Below are 22,544 nucleotides of genomic sequence, written 5' to 3' on the forward strand. Positions count from 1 at the left end.
CAGGATTTTCCGGAAACAGTTGGATTCAATGCCTCATTCTGGCAAACTGGGCCGAGTTCCCTGTGGCCAGAGGGAGAGACCATGACTGGGACGATAACCGCTTCGCCCAACTCGATCCGGACGCTGAAAAACGTTCCGGCGAGTTTCAGGATTGCCTGTCTCGCGCTCCTGAATACACAGCATGGAACACTGGAGTTCAGACTTCCGGATGACCGGCAGCTCGTGTTCCGGAACAACCAGCCAGGCCCTTACGCCATTGTCTCCGTACACGATTATAATTTTGTCAAGCGCGCCATGGCTGGCGGGGATGTCGGTTTCGCTGAAGCCTATATGGATGGCGATTGGTCTACGCCCGACCTGACCGAAGTCCTCCGTTTCTTCTCCGCGAATTTCGAGGCAGCGGGCCGGCTGGCCGTCGGCGGCACCATTGTGCGCTGGGCGAACATGGTCCGCCATGTCTTTTCCAGCAGGAACACACGCGAAGGCGCCAAAAAGAACATAGAGGCGCATTACGACCTCGGGAATGATTTTTACGGCCTCTGGCTCGACCCCTCCATGACGTATTCTTCTGCCGTCTTCGAAAATCCAAACATGAACATGGAGCAAGGCCAGCAGGCGAAATACCGGAACATCTGTGATCGGATCGGCGCAGGTCCGTCGAGCGAGCTTCTCGAAATCGGCTGCGGCTGGGGCGGCTTCGCGGAGTTCGCCGCAAAGCAGCGTGGATCAAAAGTGACCTGCCTGACGATCTCCCCGTCCCAACGCGACTATGCCATGGAACGGATGCAGCGGGAGGGCCTCAATGAGCGTGTTGAAATCCGTCTCGAAGACTATCGTGACCATACCGGAAAGTACGACGGGGTTGCCTCCATCGAAATGTTCGAAGCCGTCGGTGAATCCTATTGGCCAAGCTACTTCTCCAAGATCTTCGAAACCTTGAAAGACAGCGGCAAAGCTGCATTGCAGATCATCACCATCGATGACGATTTATTTCCCCGCTACCGAAAGCGTGTCGATTTCATCCAGCGGCATATTTTCCCGGGCGGTATGCTTCCAAGCGAGAAAGCGCTGAAAGAGCAATTCCAGCTTGCGGGCCTTCGCCATGATGGCGTGACTTATTTCGGGCAGGACTATGCCCGCACCTGCCGCGAATGGTCCCGCTCATTCAATAATGCCTGGGACCAGATCGCAAATCTCGGCTTCGACGAACCGTTCCGGCGCATGTGGAACTTCTACCTAGCCTATTGTGAGGCAGGGTTTGAAGGCGGCCGGATCAATGTCGGCCAGTTCCAGTTGTCGAAAGCCTGATCAGACCAGACGGCTCTGCTTCACGGCCGCATCGATAAAGCTCGCGAACAACGGATGCGGCTGGAACGGACGGGATTTCAGTTCCGGGTGGTACTGGACGCCGATAAACCAGGGATGGTCTGGAATCTCGAAGATTTCCGGAAGCGTGCCGTCCGGTGACATGCCGGAAAAAAGACCGCCAGCCTTTTCGAGCGCGTCGATATAGGCCGCGTTGACTTCGTACCGGTGACGGTGGCGTTCGGAGATGTCGAGCGTGCCGTAGATCTCAGCGACCTTGCTGCCTTCTTTGAGGCGAGCCGGATAAGCGCCGAGGCGCATAGTGCCGCCCTTGTCACTCTCCGCGGTGCGGACCTGCTTTTCGTTGCCCTGGGTCCACTCCTCCATCAGGCCGACGAGCGGGTTCGGTGTCGAAGGATTGTTCTCGGTCGTATTGGCATCTTCGATGCCTGCCATGTGGCGTGCAGCCTCGATAACTGACATTTGCATGCCGTAGCAGATGCCGAAGCACGGCACCTTGCGTTCCCGGGCAAAGCGCGCCGCGCGCATTTTTCCGTGGGCACCACGTTCGCCGAAACCGCCCGGCAGAATGATGCCGTGAACGCCTTCCAGTATGTCTAGCGGACGATGCTCGTCATCGAACTCCTCGGAATTGATGAGCTTCACCGAGACTTTTACGTTGTTTGCGAGGCCGCCATGGCTGAGCGCTTCCGCGACAGACTTATAAGCGTCCGGCACATCAGTGTATTTGCCGACGAGGCCGATGCAGACCTCGCCATCCGGATTGTGGATGGTCGTCGCGATCTTCTGCCAGCCAGACAGGTCCGGCTCAGGCGCATCGTCGATCCGGAAATGCGCAAGCACTTCCTTGTCCAACCCCTGCTCGTGATAGGCTTCCGGTACGTCATAGATATGCCGGACGTCACGCGCCTCAATCACGCTGGATGGGCGGACGTTACAGAAGCTGGCGATCTTGCCCTTCTCGTTCTCCGGGATCGGCCGGTCGCAGCGGCACAGCAAGACTTGCGGCTGGATACCGATCGAGCGGAGTTCCTTCACCGAATGCTGTGTCGGCTTGGTCTTCATTTCGCCGGCCGCCGGGATATAAGGCAGCAGCGTCAGGTGGATGAAGCAGGCGCGATCCGGGCCCAGCTCCTGCCCAAGCTGGCGAATGGCCTCGAAAAACGGGAGGCCTTCGATGTCACCCACCGTGCCGCCGATCTCGCAAAGCACGAAGTCAACGCCCTCACCCGGATCGGAGAGGACGAAGTCCTTGATTTCATTGGTGACGTGCGGAATGACCTGAATGGTTGCGCCGAGATAATCGCCCCGGCGCTCTTTCTCGATAATATGCTTGTAGATCCGCCCGGTCGTGATGTTGTCCGACTGGCGGGCCGAAACGCCTGTGAAGCGTTCATAGTGACCGAGGTCCAGATCCGTTTCAGCGCCGTCATCTGTCACGAACACCTCGCCATGCTGGCGGGGGCTCATCGTGCCTGGATCGACGTTCAGATAGGGGTCGAGCTTTCGAAGTCGGACGCCGTAGCCACGAGACTGCAGCAACGCACCGAGTGCGGCGGAAGCGATACCCTTGCCAAGGGAGGACACCACGCCGCCTGTAATGAAAATATAGCGGATCATGGGAACACCCTGATGCCGTGATTCGGTTTTGACTGGCGCACCTAAATCATAGGCGCACGCGAATTATTGGGGATTGCCACTTTCAGGTGCGGTGACTTCCGGTTCCGGCTCAGCCGCGGCTTCCCCCTCACCTTCCGTTGCATCTGCAGCGCTTTCAGGTGCAGCCACGCTTGCATCCGACAGACCGGCCTGACCAGACAGCAAAGGTGCTGAAGGATCGAACAGGTCTGTCGGGGTGCCCGGCGCAGGTGCAGAGTCTTCCGGTGCCAGCACGCGCTCGATATCCGACCGGTTGTCGCCTTCGCGATTGGCGAGTGTGGTCAGCGCGAGACTGGTGATGAAGAAGATCGCCCCGAAAATGATTGTCGAACGCACCACAGCGCCAGCCGCGCCGCGGCCCGACAGAAGCGAGTTCGTACCGCCACCGCCGCCGCCGATCCCAAGACCGCCGCCTTCCGACTTCTGAACCAGCACAAGCCCGATCATGACCAGGCAGGCCAGGATGTGGATCACGAGGATAACGTTCTGCATGACAAATCCGATACGTTTCGTCCAAGGCGCCCGCATATAGGGAATGCGCGCGCAGGCCAAGTGCCGCCTTCAGTCAGAATGGCAAATCAGGCTTTTGCGTAGATGGCGAGGAAGTCCGCCGCCTTCAAGCTCGCACCGCCAATCAGGCCGCCATTGACGTTTTTAACCGCCAGCAAATCACCTGCATTGTCCGGTTTCATGCTGCCGCCATAGAGGATTGGAATGAGATCTGCTTCCGCTCCGTAAACGTCTGTCAGGCAGCAGCGCAGGGCATTGTGCATTTCTTCAACCGCCTCGACAGTGGCGACATTTCCCGTCCCAATGGCCCAGACAGGCTCATAGGCAACGACGATCGATTCTGCTGGGGTATTGGCCGGAAGTGAGGCGCGAAGCATGTTGGTAACGACATCAATCGCTTCGCCGCTGTCTCGCTCTGCAGCTGTTTCACCGATACAAATAATCGGCGTAATACCGGCACGAAGCGCGGCGGCAGCTTGCGAAGCAACGATTTCGTTCGTTTCACCGTGATCTGCGCGGCGCTCGGAATGTCCTACAATTACGTAGGAAGCCCCGGCATCAGCCAGCATTTCCGCGGAAACATCGCCTGTATGGGCACCCTTTTCATTGGGATGGCAGGTTTCGCCGCCGATCTTGAGATCCGACTCTCTTGCCTGGTCGGCGGCCTGCATCAAAAGTGTGGCCGGAACGCAGATCAATGCCTCCACATTTTCCTTGGCCGGTGTGACGCCACCAGCGATCGCGACGATTTCAACCAACGAGGCGCGAAGCCCGTTCATCTTCCAGTTCCCGGCAATAAGTGTCCGTGCCATCAGCGTTACCTATCTTGATTGACTTTGCCGGGTCGCCTAGCAAGCACTGAGCCATCCTGCAAATAGTTGAAAGTACTAGCCTCATGCTCGCGCTGATGAAACGCCTGACCCAATCGATTCTTGGCAAGTTCATTGCCATGATCATCATTGCTGGCATGGCGTTCTGGGGCGTGGACCAGATCTTCAACCAGGTCCGCAACGGACTTGGATCTGACCTCATGGCAGCGGGAAAGTCTTCCGTAACAGTCGAAGCATTCGATCGGCGAATTGAAGTGATGCTGCGGAATGTAAACCAGCAAAACGACAATCCGATCACCAAGGACCAGGCTGTCGAGCGCGGTATGGTGGATCAGATTTTCCAGCTTGAACAATCTCAGACGACTCTTCTCGGATTCGCCTCGAAGATCGGCGTCGTCCCCTCGACGGACGCCGTTTTGGCGGAACTTCGCAAACAGGATGCCTTTAAAAACCCGCTGACAGGCGAGCTTGATCTCGCGACCTATCAGCGCGTTCTGGCGCAAAACCGGTTTTCCCAGACAGAGTACGAAGATCAGGTCAAAAGCGACCTGACCCTTCAGGCGCTCCAGACCGGCACTTTCGCAGGCCTGATGCCACCAGACGTCCTCAAAGCGGTCCAGTCCCGGTATCTCGCTGAATCCCGCGATGTCGCCTGGTTCATCCTGGACGGGACTGATGTGCCGGAACCAGCCGCCCCGACCGAAGAAGAAGTGTTGGCATTCTACAATGAAAATCTCGACGCCCTGAAACAGCCCGAACGCCGTGCGATCGACCTCGTGAAAGTGTCCGCCGACGATTTCCTGAGCCAGGTTGAAGTGACGGAGCAGGAAATCGCGACGATCTACGAGGCAGGTAAATCGGAGCGCTACTCTGAGCCCGAACAGCGGACCTATGTCGAATTGATGTTCGATTCCCGCGATGCCGCCCGGGATGCTTTCGGCGCACTGGCTGGCGGAGACGACCCCTCGACTTTGCAGGGCGTTGTTTCCAGAGAATCCAAGACCTCCCTGGCCGACGATGTCAATGACCCGCTACTGCGCGATGCGATGTTCGGTCCCGGCAAGCAAAGTGGCGCACTTTTCGGACCGAAAGATATGGGCGACGGCCGGTGGCTGATTGCCCGGCTCGTTTCGATCCAGCCCGGCGCTGTCTTCCCGATTGAAACTGTGTCTGAGGAAATCCGCACGGGCCTCGCACGTGAACGCGCAACACTGCTCCTCTACGACAAGCTCGAAGCACTCGACCGGTCGATCAATGCAGGCTTCGACCTGAACCAGATCGCCGGAGAACTCGGCGTTCCGGTCATTTCCTTCGAACCGGTTGATCAGAATGGGTACACAGAGGACGGCCTGCCAATGATCGGCCTGCTCGATGCAGGTGACGCCTTCAATCAGGCTTTCAGCATGAATGTCGACGACACGTCGAACCAGTATACCAAGGATGACGCGACTTACGTCGTCTCCACCCGAAAGATCGTCCCGCCTTCCACACCGGAGTTTGACGAAGTCAAAGATGACGTGCGTCAGGCGCTGATCATGCGCAATGGAGGAGAAGCCGCACAGACTGCGGTCAAGGCGATCAAGGGCAGGATTGAAAGTGGAGAATCTTCGCTCGAAGCAGAGGCCCGTGCGGTGAGCTCCGAAATCGAGACGCCACCATCGTCGGTCACCCGGATGAATGCTGAAGACAGCGGACTGCCGAATTCTGCAATCGGTGGCATCTTTTCCGGCAAAACAGGCGAAGTCTTCACCTACCCGAACCGCACAGGCGACAAGTACATGATCGTACAGCTCAAGGCTGTAAACGATCCGTCTGCGGCTGACCTGGCCGCGGCGGCTCCAAACGCATCGAGCGCGCTGATCTCGTCCCTGGATTCCGACCTGGCCGAAGCCATGGAGTCCGAAATGGCCGGTGCGGTGAAACTCCGGGTCAACAACGCAGCTTACAACGCCTACAAAGCGTCGATCACGACAGACCAATGAGCCAGGCCAAGCTGATCGTTCGCCGGCGCATCGGGGATGTCGAAACGCCCGTAGGCGCCATGTTGAAGCTGGGTGTCGATGCACCCGGCAGCTTCCTGTTTGAATCAATCGCCGGCGGGGAACGTCTTGGACGCTTCTCTTTTATCGGCGGTGCGCCGCAAGTTTGGTTCCGGATTCTGAATGGCGTTCCGGAGACAGCAACCTCATCCGACTTCTCCGATGCGAAACGTATCGACGGCACGCCGGTTGAGGCACTAAGGGCTTTCGTCTCGTCGGCACGGGCCGACACAGACGAGGATTTGCCGCCGATGGCATCTGGCGCGTTTGGCTACGTCGGGTACGACATGATCCAGCACGTCGAGCCTGTTTCAATCACCAAACCTGCTGCACTCAACGTACCTGAAGTACTCCTGGTGATCCCGAAAGTCGTGATCGTGTTTGACCACATTTATCAGGAACTGCTCCTGATCGGTCGGATCGAGAATGGCAATGAAGACGAGATCAACCGGCAACTGGACGAGATTGAACAACAGCTCCAATCCCTTCCCGTTCTGCCTCCTGCAGATCAAGCAGCCGAGCCGGTAGACCTGACCTCAAATACGAGCAAGGAACGCTATTTCAACATCGTCGATAAATGTCGTGAATACATCAAGGCCGGCGACATCTTCCAGGTCGTGCCAAGCCAGCGTTTTTCCACGCCGTTCACCAAGAAATCGATCAGCTTCTATCGCGCGCTTCGCCGTCTGAATCCTTCCGCATTCATGTTCCACATGAACTTGGGGGATGTTAGACTTGTTGGGTCCAGCCCCGAAATTCTGGTGCGCGTGCGGAACGGACGTGTCGCGATCCGGCCGATCGCAGGCACCCGCCCCCGCTCAGGTGACCCCGTAGAAGATGCAAAACGGGCGGAAAGCCTGTTGAACGATCCGAAGGAAATCGCGGAACATCTAATGTTGCTCGACCTCGGACGCAATGATGTGGGCCGTGTCGCGGCCTATGGAAGTGTTCAGGTTACGGAACAATTTATCGTCGAGCGCTACAGCCATGTGATGCATATCGTCAGCCATGTTGAAGGCGATCTGCGCGATGGCCTAGACGCCGTGGACGCCCTCTTCGCGGGCTTCCCAGCAGGCACTGTTTCTGGTGCACCGAAGATCCGTGCCATGCAGATCATCGATGAGATGGAAACGAACTCACGTGAGATCTATGGCGGCGCAGTCGGCTATTTTGGCTGGAATGGCGATCTCGACACATGCATCGCACTGCGTACAGCGGTCCTGAAAGACGGCCAGCTTCACATCCAGGCAGGCGGCGGTGTCGTGCTCGATTCCGATCCCCAGTACGAATATGACGAGACCCAGCATAAGGCTGGCGCCCTGAAGCGCGCCGCCGAGCTGGCTGCAGCTTACGAGTTCGACCAATGAGCCGGAAGAAAATCCTCGTCATAGACAACTATGACAGCTTCACCTGGAACCTCGTCCACTATCTGGAGGAGTTGGGGGCTGACACAACGGTCGTTCGCAATGACGAGATGACCGTGGAAGAAGCGCTTGCCAGCGGGGTGGACGGAATTCTCCTCTCTCCTGGCCCCTGCACGCCCAATGAGGCCGGAATCTGCGTGGATCTGATTCGGAACGCGCCAAATGATCTGCCCATTCTCGGCGTATGCCTGGGACACCAGTCCATCGGTCAGGCTTTCGGCGGCAAAGTGATCACCGCGCGGGAAATCCGCCACGGCAAGCTGTCAGACATTCACCAGACAGGTGGTGATCTGTTCGAGGGCCTGCCTGAGACATTCCGCGTTGTCCGCTACCATTCTCTGGCGGTGAAACCGGAAGACTTGCCGGAAGACCTTGTGGCCGATGCCTTCACCGATGACGGTGAAATCATGGCCCTGCATCACAAGTCCCGCCCGGTCTACGGTGTCCAGTTCCACCCGGAAAGCATCCTGACAGAGCACGGACACGCGCTGCTAAAGAACTGGCTCGACAAGTTGTGAGGAAACACAGGCATGGATGACTTGACTGCACAAGCTGAAGCCCTCCTTGCCGATATGAAACCCCTATCGCCGAGCGCAGCTCCGGGACAGAACATGCTGCCGCCCAATACGCGGCGAGACATTGAGGGCAAGTACGGCGCGTCTCCGGTCTGGCGCGCGGGCGACGCTCCGGCCACACTGTTTGTTCACGGATGGGATGACACCCACCGCGTCTGGCGGCAATTTGCGATGGATTTTATCCAGAACCAGCGCCCTGCGATTTTGATGGATCTGCCGGGTCATGGGGCTTCTGGCATAGAATCCGCCGGATGGGCGGTGGCTGGCACATCAGTCCGCGAGGTCTGCGACGCTGAAGGTCCGATCGATACGATCATCGCGCATTCGTTCGGCTGTATCGCAACTCTCCGAGCCGTCGAACTGGGTGCAAAGGCAGACTATCTCGTACTCATCGCCCCGCCCCTGAGCGAGGGTAAGGGCGGGTTCCAGGAGCGGCAGAAAAAGAAGGGCTACAGCGACGAGGTCATCGCACGCGCCGAGCAGCTGCACCTCGAACGCACTGGCCTGCCCCTTTCCCGCACCAATTTTCTCCGCGTTGTGGAAAGCTTCTCCGGAAAAGTTCTCATAGTTGGTTCGCATGCCGATTCGGAGTGCCCTCTGGAAGCCATGGAAACAATGGCGGAAGGCCTGCCAAACGTTACAGTTTATGCCGTCGACACGCTGGGCCACCGAGAACTGGCGCAGGATCACGGCATTCTCGCAGACGTGTTGGACTTTCTGGGCTATTGAGCCTCCGCTTCAAGACCGCTATCGGTTTCGGTCCATGACAGACACATCACTCTCCTTAGCGCTTAAAGCGCTGGCACGCCGTGAACCGCTTGATGATGCCACGCTGACTGGCGCGTTCGATGCGCTGCTTTCCGGAGAGGCTGCACCGGAGGAAATCGGAGCGTTCCTGATGGGACTGGCGGTCCGAGGTGAAACCGCTGACGAGCTGACAGCCGGCGCGACCATCATGCGCCAGCATGCCCGGACGGTCACGACAGGCGGCCCCCTGCTCGATACCTGCGGCACGGGAGGACTTCCATGGAAAAGCCTCAACACGTCTACAGCAAGCGCAATCGTCATTGCTGCGGCGGGTGGCCGTGTCGCCAAGCACGGCAATCGCTCCGTGCCGCCAAAAACGGGTTCGGCCGATGTGCTGGAATCCCTCGGGGTCAATCTTGAGATCAGCGAAGAGGAATTCCTGAACTGCCTGGACGGCGCGGGCGTTGCCTTCCTGTTTGCACGCAATCACCACAGCGCGATGCGCCACGTAGCACCCGTTCGCGCCAAACTTGGCATCCGCACCATATTCAACCTGCTCGGCCCGCTCACAAATCCGGCGGGCGCCTGTCACCAGGTGCTGGGTGTTTTCGGGCCGGAATGGGTGCGCCCTATGGCCGAAACGCTGGGGCGGCTTGGCACGGAGCGGGCGTGGGTGGTGCACGGCCTCGACGGTATCGACGAACTGTCCATCGCAGGGCCGAGCAAAGTTTGCGAAGTGCGGGAAGACGGAACGCTGCGCGATTTCGAGGTACACCCTTCAGATGCCGGACTTGAAACACATCCACTTTCCGCACTCGAAAGCGAAGACGTTACAGGGAATGCGTTGGCGATCTCCGAGCTTCTGGATGGACATGAGACGCCATTCCGGACGACTGTCCTTTTGAATGCAGCAGCTGGCCTGCACGTCCACGGCAAAGCCGCCGACCTGAAGGAAGGTGCAGCCATGGCCGCCGATGCTATCGATTCCGGCAATGCCAAGCAGACACTGCAGAAGCTTGTAAAGCTCTCTCGGGGCGAGACGCTCTAATGCCGACCGCGCTCGACAGAATTATCGACTACAAACGCGAAGAAGTGGCTCGACTGAAACAGCAGGCGAGCTTCTCCGAATTGGATGCCAGGGCGCGTATTGCTGGCCCTGTGCGGGGTTTCTCCACTGCCCTGTCTACGGTCGCCAATACCGACCAAAATGCATTGATCTGCGAATTGAAGCGCAAAAGCCCCTCCGCCGGCGAGATCCTTCTGGGCGCCGATCCGGTCGAGATCGCAACGGAATATGAAGCTGGCGGCGCCGCGTGCCTTTCTGTTCTGACAGACGGACCGAGCTTTGGAGGCAGTCTGGCCGATTTCAAAGCCATCAGGGACGCCGTCAAAATTCCCATGCTGCGGAAGGACTTCATGATCGACCCGATCCAGATTGCAGAAGCGCGCGCCTGGGGCGCCGATTGTGTACTGGTGATCATGGCCAGTCTTGACGATGTTCTTGCTGCCGACCTCACCAGTTGCGCCATGGACTATGGGATGGATGTGCTGGTTGAAACGCACAATGAAGCCGAACTGGAGCGCGCGCTGCGCCTTCCATCCCCCCTGATTGGGGTAAACAATCGCGATCTCAAAAGAATGGTGACTGACCTTTCGACGACCGAGCGGCTCGCCGCTCTCATCCCCGATGACCGGCAACTGGTGGCAGAGAGCGGGATCTCTACACCCGAGCATATCGAGCGCTTGCGAAAAACCGGAGCCCGGCGCTTCCTGATAGGGGAAAGCCTGATGAAACGCGGCCCGCATCGGCAGTCGGCCGTCACGGAGATGCGGACAACCGCCGACGATTGACCCGAACAGTGAACACATGTAGAACACATGTGAACAAAGATTCGGACCAGAGGCGGCCCAACATGTTGACTAGCAAGCAAAAAGAGCTCCTGCTCTTCATCAATGAGCGTATCAAGGAAACGGGCGTGTCCCCTTCCTTTGACGAGATGAAAGAGGCCCTCGATCTTGCCTCCAAATCCGGCATCCACCGCCTCATTACTGCGCTCGAGGAACGTGGCTTCATCCGCCGACTGGCACACCGGGCCCGCGCTCTGGAAGTTCTGAAATTGCCAGAGTCTGCTGTGGCAAGTTCCACACCTCGCGGACGCAAGGACTTCCGCCCTGCTCTTGTATCTGCCGGGCGTCCTGCTCAGGAAGCCTCGTCACGCACTGTCCCCCTGATCGGCCGCATCGCCGCTGGCTTGCCGATTTCAGCGATCCAGCAGGACAATGGGCACGTGAACGCCCCCGACGGCCTGTCCGATAGCGAAGAACATTTTGCCCTCGAAGTTCAGGGCGATTCGATGATTGATGCCGGCATCCTGGAAGGCGACATCGTGATCTGCCGGCGTACGGAATCGGCCAGTACCGGCGACATTGTTGTCGCGCTGATCGACGGCGAGGAGGCAACACTCAAGCGTTTGCGGCGTAAAGGCGCGTCTGTTGCGCTGGAAGCGGCTAACCCGGCCTACGAAACTCGTATTTTCGGGCCAGACCGCGTCGCGGTTCAGGGACGGCTGGTGGCGCTGGTCCGCCGCTATGACTGATCACAGGCGCGCCAGGGCCGATTTCCGCATTCGGGCGCATACTGAAGAACCATTCCGTTTCGGCCTGAAATCAACGTAGCGCCCCCGGCGCTACGGATATTGAGCCAATCGAGATCAATCGTTTGACCATCGATACTGATTTTGATCGATGCAGCTTCTGGCGTCCGTCCGCTGTTGAGGGTCACGGTTCCGTTCGAAGACTGCCCCCTAACCGTTGCGACACTGCAATTTGAACTCAGGCACAGCGGAGCTGATCCGGCTTTCGCGTATCGAAGCGGTGACAGGCCTTCACCATCCACGAACTCATATCGAACGATTTCCCCGCGTTCATTCCTCAGAAAGACTTCGCCTGATGGCGCCCAGTGAAGAACGACATCTGGTGCCTGCATCCACAGTATAACCGCAGGCGCGATCAGCAGGCCTGCGAGCAAGATCCTGGCCCGGCCTCTCGCAGCCATGGCACAGCCGATCGCCAGCGCGCTCAGAACCAGGGTCGAAATCGGCATCGATTTTGGCAGAGTGACAGCTGCGTTGGGCAGACCGGCCACCCAGTTCGCAACCGCCAGAACAGCTTCCAGCGATAAGCCGAACAGCCTGAGCCCAATATCCCCGAAACCGAAAGGCGTCAGTATCAGAGAGAGCGCCGCTAGTGGGGCACTGACAAAGGATATTATGGGCATGGCCAACAGATTGGCGAGCAATCCAAAGCCTGCCAGCCGGTCAAAATGGTAGATGGCAAAGGGCGCGGTAGCGACACCTGCGATGAGAGATGTCATGAACAATGATGCCCAGGTGTAGGACACCGAACTCATGACCCGCTCCTGTTCCGCGCGGTGGCGCGACCAGGCGTCGTAAGTTGCAATCAGGGCGCCGGATGCCACAAAAGACATCTGGAAACCAGGGGTAACCACACTTTCCGGCTGCAGGATTACGACCAGGATCATAGCGATGGCATAGGAGCGCAAGCTGAGCGCGGCGCGGTCCGCAAGTACGGCTCCGAACACCACAGCCGACATGATGAATGCCCGTTGTGTCGAAACACTGGCGCCTGAAATGACCAGGTAAGCAAAACTCGCGATCAGCGCTGCCACCGCCGCAGGTTTCTGCACGGCAATGCGCAGAGCCAATGGTTCTATCAAGGCCAAGAAACGCCAGACGATCAGGAAGACCAGGCCGCCCACCATTGCCATGTGCAATCCGGAGATCGCGAGCAGATGAGACAGACCCGAAGTGCGCAAAGCCTCTTGGTCTTCAATGTCCATGAAGCTGCGGTCTCCGGAGACAAGAGCCGCTGCGAAGCCGCCAGCCCGGTCGCCGGCCGCCCGGTTTACGTGTTCCGCCAGACGTCGCCGGAACGCTGAAATATCTAGCCCGAGCTCTTTCCTCATCCCGATTGGCGCACCCAACGCCCCGCCCCGGCACCGGCCCATGACATAGCCGACACCACCTAATTGTTCGAACCAGGCCTGACGGCGAAAATCATAATCACCTTGGAGCGATGGTGAGGGCGGTGGCCGAAGTTGCACGAAGCACCTCACAAATCGGCCAGGTGCCACCTGAAGATCCAGACGATGAGTCACGCGGACATATTTCGGCGTTTCCTCAACACTCAGGCCGGACAAGGCGTGGACCTCTATGCGCAAGCGATCCCCTTTGGCGCCCGGCTCCACTTCCCTTACCCAGCCCTCCAACATCATCGGACGGGATTGGGTTTGTATAACTGGAGCATCGACAACAGCAGTCCGGAAGCATGCAGCAGTAAAACCGCCTGTGATGCCAAGCAAAACCAGCGCCGGGACGCTGAAAACCGACATCCACCAGACCGATCGGATAATGGCAAAGCAGGCTGACACCGCCAGCGTGATCAGGAAGCAGTGCCAAAGTACCGGTTCAATCATCAGCGAAAAATAGGCAACAACTCCCGCACAAAGCGAAAAACCGAGCAGCAATGGCCGCGTGTCAATTTCCGCGATCGACCAAAGGCTGGCCCACATCGCTGCAATAGCTGGCGCCAGCCCCTTGCCTTCCGGAGCAACCTTGTGTTTCTGCCAGCCGGGACGCCTCAATTGCAGCATCAACCGGAGCCCTCACGAGACATGGACGTCGTCACGCGATTTGCCCCCTCTCCCACCGGCATGCTCCACATTGGCGGCGCGCGTACGGCACTTTTCAACTACCTTTTCGCGAAACACAACAACGGGAAGTTTCTTCTCCGTATCGAAGACACAGACCGGGAACGCTCGACGCCGGAAGCGACCGCAGCCATCCTTGAGGGCATGGAATGGCTCGGCCTGACACCAGACGAACCGCCCTTGATGCAGTTCGAGCGAGCCGGGCGACATGCTGAAGTCGCCGAAGAGATGATCCGGCGCGGCACCGCGTTCAGATGCTATGCCACGCAGGAAGAACTGCAGGCGCGGCGTGAGCTCGGGGAAGAGAAGCGCCAAGCCGCAAAGGTTGAAGGCATTTCTGAAGAAGAAAAAGCCGCGCTTCAGGCTGAAGCACACGCGCTGCTCGCGCCTTACAGGTCTCCTTGGCGCGATGGGGCACCACCTCCCGCGCCGAATGCGCCCTGCACCGTGCGTCTGCGTGCACCAGACGATGGCGAACGCGTGCTGGAAGATGGGGTTCAGGGAACGGTCCGCATCCAGGCGAGCGAACTGGATGATCTCATCCTTCTGCGCGCCGATGGCACCCCGACCTATATGCTCGCCGTTGTGGTCGACGACCATGACATGGGTATCACCCACATCATCCGCGGTGACGACCATCTGCGAAATGCTTTTCGCCAGATCCCCATCTTTGAGGCCATGGGATGGGAAATCCCATCGATGGCGCACGTACCGATGATCCACGGGGCCGATGGCGCCAAGCTATCCAAGCGCCACGGGGCTCTTTCGACGCTGGCCTATCGTGAGATGGGCTATCTGCCTGAAGCCATGCGCGCCTATCTGCTGCGGATCGGCTGGAGCCATGGCGACCAGGAGATCTTTACCGATGAGGAAGCGGTCGCGGCTTTCGACATCTCCGGAATCAACCGGGCGCCTGGCCGGCTGGATCTCGACAAACTCGGCCAGGTGAACTCGCATTTCCTGCGGCTGGCTGATGATGAGCGCCTGTTTTGCCTGCTGAGGCCCCTTTGGGAGGCAAATGGTCCAATCGGTGACGCGGAACCGCGGCTTAAAGCAGCCCTGCCCCACATGAAAGACCGTGGCGCAACCCTGCCCGAACTGGCGCAGGCTTTTGCATTCATGCTGGCCGAAAGGCCTTTGGATATGAACAAAAAAGCCCGGAAGGCTGTCTCCGGGGAGGGGCTTGACCGTTTGCGCGGTGTGCGCGACGTACTCCAGCAGCTGCCAGATTGGACGGCAGAACAGATTTCTGTGACGATATCTGATTATTGCACTGCAAAAGGCCTATCTATGGGGCAGATAGGCCAACCGCTACGCGCTGCACTCACAGGCGGCCTTCCTGCACCGGATATTGCGCCGGTATTGGAGTGGCTCGGCCGCGAAGAGGCGCTTGGGCGAATTGAGGATCAACTGGCGCCGGACACTTCTCCGGGCGCCTGAGAAGCAAGAAGGGTTTGAAGGTAAGGCTGATGGAAAACAAGACGAAACCGAACGGCACCGCGAAGCTGGAAGTTGCCGGTAGCACCTATGACCTGCCGGTCCTTTCCGGAACGCATGGTCCTGACGTGATCGATATTCGCCGTGTTTACGGTGAATCGAACCATTTCACGTTTGACCCGGGCTTCACCTCCACTGCCAGCTGCGAAAGCCAGATCACTTTCATCGACGGTGATGAAGGCATCCTGCTGCACCGCGGATATCCGATCGGCCAGCTGGCTGAACAATCGACCTTCCCGGAAGTCTGCCACCTGATCCTGTACGGCGAACTGCCCACGACTTCGGAACTGGAAGTCTTCAACGACACAGTCAAGCAGCACACCCTGCTCCACACGCAGATGGACCGGTTCTTCGAGGGCTTCCGGCGCGATAGCCACCCGATGGCCATGCTCACCGCGACAGTGGGCGGTCTTGCGTCCTTTTATCCCGGCGCGATGGATAGTGAAGATCCAGCGGAACGCCGCCTGAGCTCGATCCGCTTGCTGGCCAAGATGCCGACGCTTTGTGCGCGCATTCTCAAGTACAATCTGGGCCAGAAGTTCGTCGATCCGCGCAACGAGTACTCGTATGCCGAGAATTTCCTGAACATGTGCTTCTCGGTGTCTGCCGAGGACTACAAAGTCGACCCGGCCATCGCCAAAGCAATGGATCGCTTCTTCATCCTGCACGCTGACCACGAGCAGAACGCTTCGACGTCGACGGTGCGTCTTGCCGGCTCGTCGGGCGCTCACCCGTTTGCAGCTGTCGCAGCTGGCGTGGCCTGCCTCTGGGGCCCGAGCCATGGCGGAGCCAACGAGGCCTGCCTCAACATGCTGCACGAAATCGGCAGCGTCGATCGCATCCCGGAATTCATCGAAAAGGCCAAGGACAAGAATGATCCGTTCCGCCTGATGGGCTTCGGCCACCGCGTCTACAAGAACTACGACCCGCGCGCGAAAGTAATGCGCGAGTCGGCACACGAAGTGCTGGACCTGCTCGGCCTCAAGGACACCCCGATCCTCAAGGTTGCCATGGAGCTGGAGCGCATTGCTCTCGAAGACGAATACTTCATCGAGAAGAAGCTCTACCCGAATGTCGACTTCTACTCGGGTATCATCCTTGATGCGATGGGCTTCCCCAAGCAGATGTTCACCGTTCTGTTCGCCCTCGCCCGGACTGTCGGCTGGGTGGCTCAGCTGAACGAGATGATCGACGACCCAACCCAGCGGATCGGTCGTCCACGCCAGATCTACACGGGCGCCGCGATGCGGGATTATGTGCCGCTTGAAAAGCGCTGAGGCCCGCAAAGTTGATCAAGGATACGCCACTTGCTTGTCAGCAGGTGGCGTTTTCTTTTCTGCCTCTCATGAGAATTTACCCCGTTCCCTTCTGCCCCGACTCCTTGCTAAAGGCTGCGCCATGAAAACCGCTGTGATTGTCTTTCCAGGTTCGAACTGCGACCGTGATGCCCACGACGCCCTCCTCAAGGTGACCGGTAAGGCTCCGGCCATGGTCTGGCACAAGGACGGGACGATCCCGGAAGGCACTGATCTCGTCATGGTGCCGGGTGGCTTTTCTTACGGCGACTACCTCCGCTGCGGGGCGATGGCAGGGAATTCACCAGTGATCTCGCAATTGAAGGCTCACGCCGAACGCGGCGGGTATGTGCTCGGAGTTTGCAACGGGTTCCAGATACTTTGTGAGACGGGGCTGCTCCCGGGCGCGCTCATGCGGAATGCATCGCTTCACTTTGTGTGCAAACCGCAGCCGCTTTCGGTCGAAAGCTCCAACACAGCTTTCACCAGCGCCTACAAGGGACGCAACGAGGTGATCATCCCGATCGCCCACCACGACGGTAACTACTTCGCAGACAACACGACGCTCGATCGGATCGAGGGCGAAGGCCATGTGGCCTTCCGCTACGCTGTCGGAAGCAACCCGAATGGATCTGCCCGCGATATCGCTGGCATTCTCAGCCACAACGGCCGGGTTCTGGGCCTCATGCCGCACCCGGAACGGGCAATCGGTGGTCACGAAGGCGGTGACGACGGTCTCGGTCTGTTTGAAAGCCTGCTCAGCGCCGCCTGAGTTGGAATCCACGACGTCCCCAACACGTCCCCAGATCACAATGTCGGCAGTTCCCGGCTCGCCCTTGCCCGCAAGGCTTGAGGCAAGGGGATCATGACACATATCATCCGCTCATCTGGAGGACCCGCATGGCAAAACACGCAGAACTCATAGCGCGCCTGCCAAAGGCCGAGCTTCATCTTCATATCGAAGGCAGCTTCGAACCGGAAATGATGATGGCGCTCGCCGAGCGGAATCGGATCGAGATTCCTTTCAAGACACTTGAAGAAGCCAAAGCGGCATATGACTTCGCAAACCTTCAGGAATTTCTGGACCTGTACTATCAAGGCATGAACGTGCTGCGGACCGAGCAGGACTTCCATGACCTGACCTGGGCTTACCTGAACCGCGCGAAGGCCGACAACGTCCGGCATGTCGAAATGTTCTACGATCCGCAGGCGCATACTGAGCGTGGTGTGCCGTTTGGCATCGTGACCGACGGCATCTTGTCGGCTCTGGAGAGAGGTGAAAAGGAACTAGGCATTACATCAAAGCTGATCATGAGCTTCCTCAGACACCTGTCTGAAGAGGACGGCTTTGCTCTGCTGGAAGAATCAAAACCCTGGCATGACAAGTTTGTGGGTGTCGGCCTCGACAGTTCGGAAGTCGGCCATCCGCCGCTCAAGTTCGAGCGTCTCTTCGCCAAATGCCGCGAACTGGGATTCAAACTTTGCCTGCACGCAGGTGAAGAAGGACCGCCTGCATACGTCCGGGAGGCCCTCCTGGACATCGGTGCTGACCGGATTGATCATGGAAACCGCGCGATGGAAGATGAGGCGCTGATCGATATCCTGCGTGACACGCAGACACCGCTCACCAACTGCCCGCTGTCTAATCTTGCCCTATGCGTGATCGATGATCTCAGGAAAAGCCCGGTCAAAAAACAACTGGAGGCCGGACTTCTGGTAACGGTCAACTCGGATGACCCCGCATACTTCGGCGGTTACATCGGCAAGAATTACGAAGCAATTGATACAGCATTGGACCTTACGAACGAACAGCTGGTTCAATTGGCCAAGAATAGCTTCAAGGCTTCGTTCCTGCCTGATGAGGCGAAAGAGCGCCTTATCCGGGAAGTAGAACTCGCATAGTTCAGCGCGCTAATTTTCTCCCAAAGCCAAGCTTTTCAAGCGCTTCAACGGCACCCAAAGATAGTTTTTGCATCTGCTAAGCACATTTTTAGATCAGCTAAAGTGTGATCGATCCGTCACACTTTGGCAATGATATAGGATATTCAGGCAAGATTCTTCCAATTCCTTCTGTTTTGGCGACACAATCGGCATTAACTGGCCTCGTGAGGTTAAAAAACAGACAGGAGCATAATATAATGACCAATTTGAAGTCATTGCTTGTTACGGCGTCTTCCATTGCCGTCGCAGCTGTGGTCTGCCTCCCGAAAAGTGGTCCGTTATTTGAGTTAGTTCCGGCTTCAGATATGGAGCTGAGACATGGGCAAGAGAGCCAAGCCTGAAGAGATTATTGCGAAACTGCGGGAGGTGGAGGTTCGCCTCGCTCGCGGTGAAACTGCAGCTTCGGCGGCGCGCGCCGTCGGTGTGACCGAACAGACCTACTACCGCTGGCGCAAAGAGTATGGCGGCCTGCAGGTCGACCAAGCCAAGCGCATGAAAGATATGGAGAAGGAAAACGCCCGGCTTCGGCGCGCAGTCTCTGATCTCACGCTGGACAACCAGATCCTTCAGGAAGTCGTGCGGGGAAAGTTCTAAGCCCTTCGCGTCGTCGTGCTGCAGTCGATCACGTGGTGGAAGAGCTTGGCGTCTCCGAACGCCGGGCTTGCCGTGTGATCGGCCAGCACCGTTCGACCCAGCGCAAGCAGCCCATACGGCGAGATGATGAGGACGCCCTGACATCGGCGATTATCCGCCTGGCCGAACGGTTCGGCCGGTATGGCTATCGCCGGATCACGGCGCTCCTCAGAAATGATGGCTGGCATGTGAACGAGAAGCGGGTTTACCGCATCTGGCGACGGGAGGGGCTGAAAGTGCCGATGAAACAACCAAAACGCGGTCGTCTCTGGCTGAATGATGGCTCGTGTGTGCGGCTGAGGCCGGCGCACAAAGGCCATGTCTGGTCCTATGACTTCGTGCAGGACCGCACCCATGATGGACGTGTGTTCCGCATGCTGTGTGTGGTCGACGAGTTTACACGGGAGTGCCTCGCCATCCGAGTCGAGCGAAAGCTGAACTCACGGGATGTCCTCGACACGCTGGGTGAGCTGTTCGTTCGGCATGGGCCGCCGGAACACATACGCTCTGACAATGGCCCTGAGTTCATTGCAACAGCCCTCCGTGACTGGCTGGCACGTATCGGCGTGAAGACGCTCTATATCGAACCGGGAAGCCCATGGGAAAACGGATACTGCGAAAGTTTCAACTCCAAGCTCCGGGACGAGTTGCTGGCGAGGGAAATCTTCTTCGATCTCAGGGAGGCCCAGATCCTGATCGAAACCTGGCGGCGGCACTACAACACCGCGCGCCCGCACTCTTCTCTGGGCTACCGGCCACCCGCTCCACAAACCATCTTGCCCGCGGCGTTCATACCGCCTTACTGTGAGGAGGTAGCGGCATGAACGCCGCTACGTGAAAACCGCCGGACTAACAAAACCGGTGGACCACCCCTGTGGGGCAGAGCAGCTCAGGAGAGCAATGAAGCAGGTTCCAGCGAATTGCGTCAGGGCCAGGTCGTTGTGACCGGTACGCGCACCGCCAACCGGACAGCGCTGGAAACTGCTGTTCCGGTCGATGTGTTCCCGGTTGAAGAACTCACGGAAACTGGTCGAGTTGAACTGAACCAGATCCTCAGCACCACCGTTCCGAGCTTCAACTTCAATCAGACCGCCATCAATGACGGCACCGACATCATCCGTCCGGCGACCCTGCGTGGCCTGTCGCCCGACCAGACACTGGTTTTGGTGAACGGCAAGCGCCGCCACTCCTCTTCCCTGGTGAACATCAACGGGTCTGTGGGCCGCGGTTCTGCCGCGGTTGACCTGAACTCCATCCCGACAAGCGCCATTGGCAATGTTCAGGTCCTGCGTGACGGCGCATCCGCTCAGTACGGTTCCGACGCTATTGCTGGCGTGATCAACGTCATCCTCCGCGAAGACGATCATGGCGGTGGCCTGAATGTTCGTTACGGCGCCAACGTCTCTGATCCGGAAGGCCTGAACCGCAGTGAGATCGACGGTCAGACGACCACGATCGGCGGCTGGACCGGCTTTGGCCTCGGCGACAGCGGCTTCCTGACGGTGTCGGGCGAGTATTCCCTTCGCCAGGCATCGAACCGCGCTGGCCTCGACCCCCGCCAACAATTCCCGGACGATCCGGCCTATGCTGAAGACGAACGCAACTTCCCACGCCTGAACCACCGCTATGGCAACGGCCGCGCTGAGAACGTGAGTCTCTTCTTCAATTCCGGCTACACGCTGGACAACGGCGTTGAACTCTACGCGTTCGGTGGTCTTCAGGACCGTGAGGGTGAAAGCCCCGGCTTCTACCGTCGTGCGCTCGATTCCCGAAACGTGCCAGAAATCTATCCGGCCGGATTCCTGCCTGTCATTGGCGGCGACGTGACCGACTACTCGCTCGGCGGCGGTTTCCGCGGCGTAGCTGGCGGTTGGGACTATGATGTCAGCGCGGTTTATGGGTCGAACGAGCTAGACTACTCGGTCAACAACTCGCTCAACGCTTCCATCGGGCCGACCAGCCAGACGTCCTTCAATGCGGGCGCTCTGTCGTTCGACCAGGTGACTGTGAACGCAGATTTCGTGAAGACGTTCGACAACCTCCTGCCGGGTGAAACGTCGTTGGCTTTCGGTGCCGAATATCGCGACGAGACCTTCGAAATCACGGCCGGCGAACCTGCTTCTTATATTCAGGGTCCTTTCCCGGCCGCCGCTGGCAGCCAGGTGTTCCCGGGCTTCACCCCAGAATCCGAAGTGGACGAAGGACGTGACGCGGCCAGCATTTATGGCGAAGTTGAATGGGTGCCGAACGATCAGACTCTCATCTCTGCGGCGGTGCGCTACGAAGACTATTCCGACTTTGGTGATGCCGTGACCGGCAAGATTGCCGGTCGCTATGATTTCACTGACCAGGTTGCAGTCCGCGGTGCCATCTCGACCGGTTTCCGTGCCCCAAGCCTGCAGCAGCAGTACTTCACGGCCATCTCCACCAACTTCATTGATGGTGTGCCGTTTGAAGTCGGAACCTTCCCTGCCACCTCGCCGGCAGCAGTCGCACTGGGCGGCGGCCAGCTGGACGCCGAAGAATCGACCAGCTACTCGCTGGGCTTCGTTCTGACGCCCACGCCGGATTGGTTCGTCACCATCGACGCCTATCAGATCAATATCGACGACCAGATCTTCCTCACGGAAAACCTGGGCGGAACCGACGTTGATGCAGTGCTCGCCGCAGCTGGTGTGACCGGTGTTCAGCGCGTTCGCTTCTTCCAGAACGGCATCGAGACCGAATCCAAGGGTGTCGACATCGTGACGAAGTACGCGTTCGACTTTGGCAACCTTGGTACGCTCGACGCGTCTGCGGCGTTCAACTATTCCAAAACGGAAGTCACGCACGTCCCGGACAACACGGTCATCCCAGACCTGACACTGTTCAGCCGTACCAATACACTGACGCTGGAAGAAAGTGCGCCTGAGACGAAATTCATCCTCTCGGGCAACTATACCTACCAGCAGGCGGATTTCGTCCTTCGTGCGACGCGCTTCGGTGAAGTGCTCGTGCCGTCGAACAACCCGGACAACGACTTCACTTTGGATGCTGACTGGATCATCGACGCATCCGTGAATTTCAACGTCACGGACAAGTTCAGCATCGGTATCGGTGCAGACAACCTGCTCGACGAGTACCCGACGATGACGCCCGATGGCCTGAACTTCAACGGCATCTTCCCGTATTCGAGCCGCAGCCCCTTCGGCTTCTCGGGCCGCTTCGTCTACGCTCGCGCCAGCTACAACTGGTAAGTGCCGCTGCTCGTCTTCGAGACGGGATGAGTTGAAATCAGTACGGGCCCGCCTTTCATCAGGCGGGCCCGTTTTTCTCGTCCGCGCCCAATCTCAGGTCTGC

18 protein-coding genes are annotated in these 22,544 nt (G+C 58.4%); 14 read left to right on the top strand and 4 right to left on the bottom strand.

Annotation, left to right across the window (positions count from 1 at the left end):
* Window positions 1–81: 81 nt before the first annotated feature.
* Window positions 82–1,308: a class I SAM-dependent methyltransferase gene (locus R3C98_RS07960; RefSeq protein WP_371313583.1), complete on the top strand. Its 1,227-nt coding sequence runs from the start codon at window positions 82–84 to the stop codon at window positions 1,306–1,308.
* On the opposite strand, the gene R3C98_RS07965 is transcribed toward R3C98_RS07960, so the two are convergent.
* From R3C98_RS07965 to tpiA, 3 genes are all read right to left on the bottom strand, one after another.
* Window positions 1,309–2,946: a CTP synthase gene (locus R3C98_RS07965; RefSeq protein WP_371313584.1), complete on the bottom strand. Its 1,638-nt coding sequence runs from the start codon at window positions 2,944–2,946 to the stop codon at window positions 1,309–1,311.
* A gap of 63 nt (window positions 2,947–3,009) precedes the next feature.
* On the bottom strand, window positions 3,010–3,477 hold the full coding sequence (gene secG, locus R3C98_RS07970) for a preprotein translocase subunit SecG (protein WP_371313585.1): 468 nt from the start codon (window positions 3,475–3,477) through the stop codon (window positions 3,010–3,012).
* A gap of 86 nt (window positions 3,478–3,563) precedes the next feature.
* Window positions 3,564–4,307, bottom strand: coding sequence for a triose-phosphate isomerase (gene tpiA / locus R3C98_RS07975; protein ID WP_371313586.1), 744 nt, complete (start codon window positions 4,305–4,307; stop codon window positions 3,564–3,566).
* A gap of 95 nt (window positions 4,308–4,402) precedes the next feature.
* On the opposite strand from tpiA, the gene R3C98_RS07980 reads away from it, so the two are divergent.
* From R3C98_RS07980 to lexA, 7 genes are all read left to right on the top strand, one after another.
* Window positions 4,403–6,307, top strand: coding sequence for a SurA N-terminal domain-containing protein (locus tag R3C98_RS07980; RefSeq protein ID WP_371313587.1), 1,905 nt, complete (start codon window positions 4,403–4,405; stop codon window positions 6,305–6,307).
* The gene (gene trpE / locus R3C98_RS07985; RefSeq protein WP_371313588.1) at window positions 6,304–7,731 is read left to right on the top strand and encodes an anthranilate synthase component I; all 1,428 of its coding nucleotides are present in this window, start codon (window positions 6,304–6,306) and stop codon (window positions 7,729–7,731) included. Before R3C98_RS07980 ends, trpE begins: the two co-directional genes overlap by 4 nt.
* Complete coding sequence (locus tag R3C98_RS07990; protein ID WP_371313589.1) at window positions 7,728–8,306, top strand: aminodeoxychorismate/anthranilate synthase component II; 579 nt, start codon at window positions 7,728–7,730, stop codon at window positions 8,304–8,306. The genes trpE and R3C98_RS07990 overlap by 4 nt, the downstream gene beginning before the upstream one ends.
* A 12-nt stretch (window positions 8,307–8,318) precedes the next feature.
* Window positions 8,319–9,092, top strand: a complete 774-nt coding sequence (locus R3C98_RS07995; protein WP_371313590.1) for an alpha/beta fold hydrolase — start codon at window positions 8,319–8,321, stop codon at window positions 9,090–9,092.
* 34 nt (window positions 9,093–9,126) lie between these two features.
* Complete coding sequence (gene trpD / locus R3C98_RS08000; RefSeq protein ID WP_371313591.1) at window positions 9,127–10,158, top strand: anthranilate phosphoribosyltransferase; 1,032 nt, start codon at window positions 9,127–9,129, stop codon at window positions 10,156–10,158.
* Entirely contained in the window at window positions 10,158–10,961 is an 804-nt protein-coding gene (trpC, locus tag R3C98_RS08005; protein WP_371313592.1) for an indole-3-glycerol phosphate synthase TrpC, read from the top strand. The genes trpD and trpC overlap by 1 nt, the downstream gene beginning before the upstream one ends.
* A 62-nt stretch (window positions 10,962–11,023) precedes the next feature.
* Window positions 11,024–11,707 carry a transcriptional repressor LexA gene (lexA, locus tag R3C98_RS08010; RefSeq protein ID WP_371313593.1) on the top strand — a complete coding sequence of 228 codons (684 nt, stop codon included), beginning with the start codon at window positions 11,024–11,026 and terminating at the stop codon, window positions 11,705–11,707.
* On the opposite strand, the gene R3C98_RS08015 is transcribed toward lexA, so the two are convergent.
* Entirely contained in the window at window positions 11,698–13,782 is a 2,085-nt protein-coding gene (locus tag R3C98_RS08015; RefSeq protein WP_371314023.1) for a ComEC/Rec2 family competence protein, read from the bottom strand. The two genes, lexA and R3C98_RS08015, sit on opposite strands and share 10 nt — an antisense overlap.
* A gap of 21 nt (window positions 13,783–13,803) precedes the next feature.
* Here R3C98_RS08015 and gltX point away from each other — a divergent pair, with 21 nt between their 5' ends.
* From gltX to R3C98_RS08045, 6 genes are all read left to right on the top strand, one after another.
* Window positions 13,804–15,279, top strand: a complete 1,476-nt coding sequence (gene gltX / locus R3C98_RS08020; protein WP_371313594.1) for a glutamate--tRNA ligase — start codon at window positions 13,804–13,806, stop codon at window positions 15,277–15,279.
* A 29-nt stretch (window positions 15,280–15,308) separates the two neighbouring features.
* Window positions 15,309–16,613, top strand: a complete 1,305-nt coding sequence (gene gltA / locus R3C98_RS08025) for a citrate synthase (protein WP_371313595.1) — start codon at window positions 15,309–15,311, stop codon at window positions 16,611–16,613.
* Window positions 16,614–16,734: 121 nt separating this feature from the next.
* Window positions 16,735–17,403 (top strand): phosphoribosylformylglycinamidine synthase subunit PurQ, encoded by a 669-nt coding sequence (gene purQ / locus R3C98_RS08030; RefSeq protein WP_371313596.1) that lies wholly within the window; start codon window positions 16,735–16,737, stop codon window positions 17,401–17,403.
* A gap of 128 nt (window positions 17,404–17,531) precedes the next feature.
* Complete coding sequence (locus tag R3C98_RS08035; RefSeq protein ID WP_371313597.1) at window positions 17,532–18,533, top strand: adenosine deaminase; 1,002 nt, start codon at window positions 17,532–17,534, stop codon at window positions 18,531–18,533.
* Window positions 18,534–18,890: 357 nt separating this feature from the next.
* Window positions 18,891–20,029 (top strand): IS3 family transposase gene (locus tag R3C98_RS08040; protein WP_371312552.1). Its coding sequence is split into 2 segments (ribosomal slippage): window positions 18,891–19,149 and window positions 19,149–20,029, totalling 1,140 coding nucleotides; the frame shifts between segments, so codons are not numbered across the junction.
* A 96-nt stretch (window positions 20,030–20,125) separates the two neighbouring features.
* On the top strand, window positions 20,126–22,441 hold the full coding sequence (locus tag R3C98_RS08045) for a TonB-dependent receptor plug domain-containing protein (RefSeq protein WP_371313598.1): 2,316 nt from the start codon (window positions 20,126–20,128) through the stop codon (window positions 22,439–22,441).
* The last annotated feature ends 103 nt before the right edge of the window (window positions 22,442–22,544 follow it).

Origin of the sequence: Hyphomonas sp., from assembly GCF_041398465.1 — a bacterium.
Classification (GTDB): Bacteria; Pseudomonadota; Alphaproteobacteria; order Caulobacterales; family Hyphomonadaceae; genus Hyphomonas.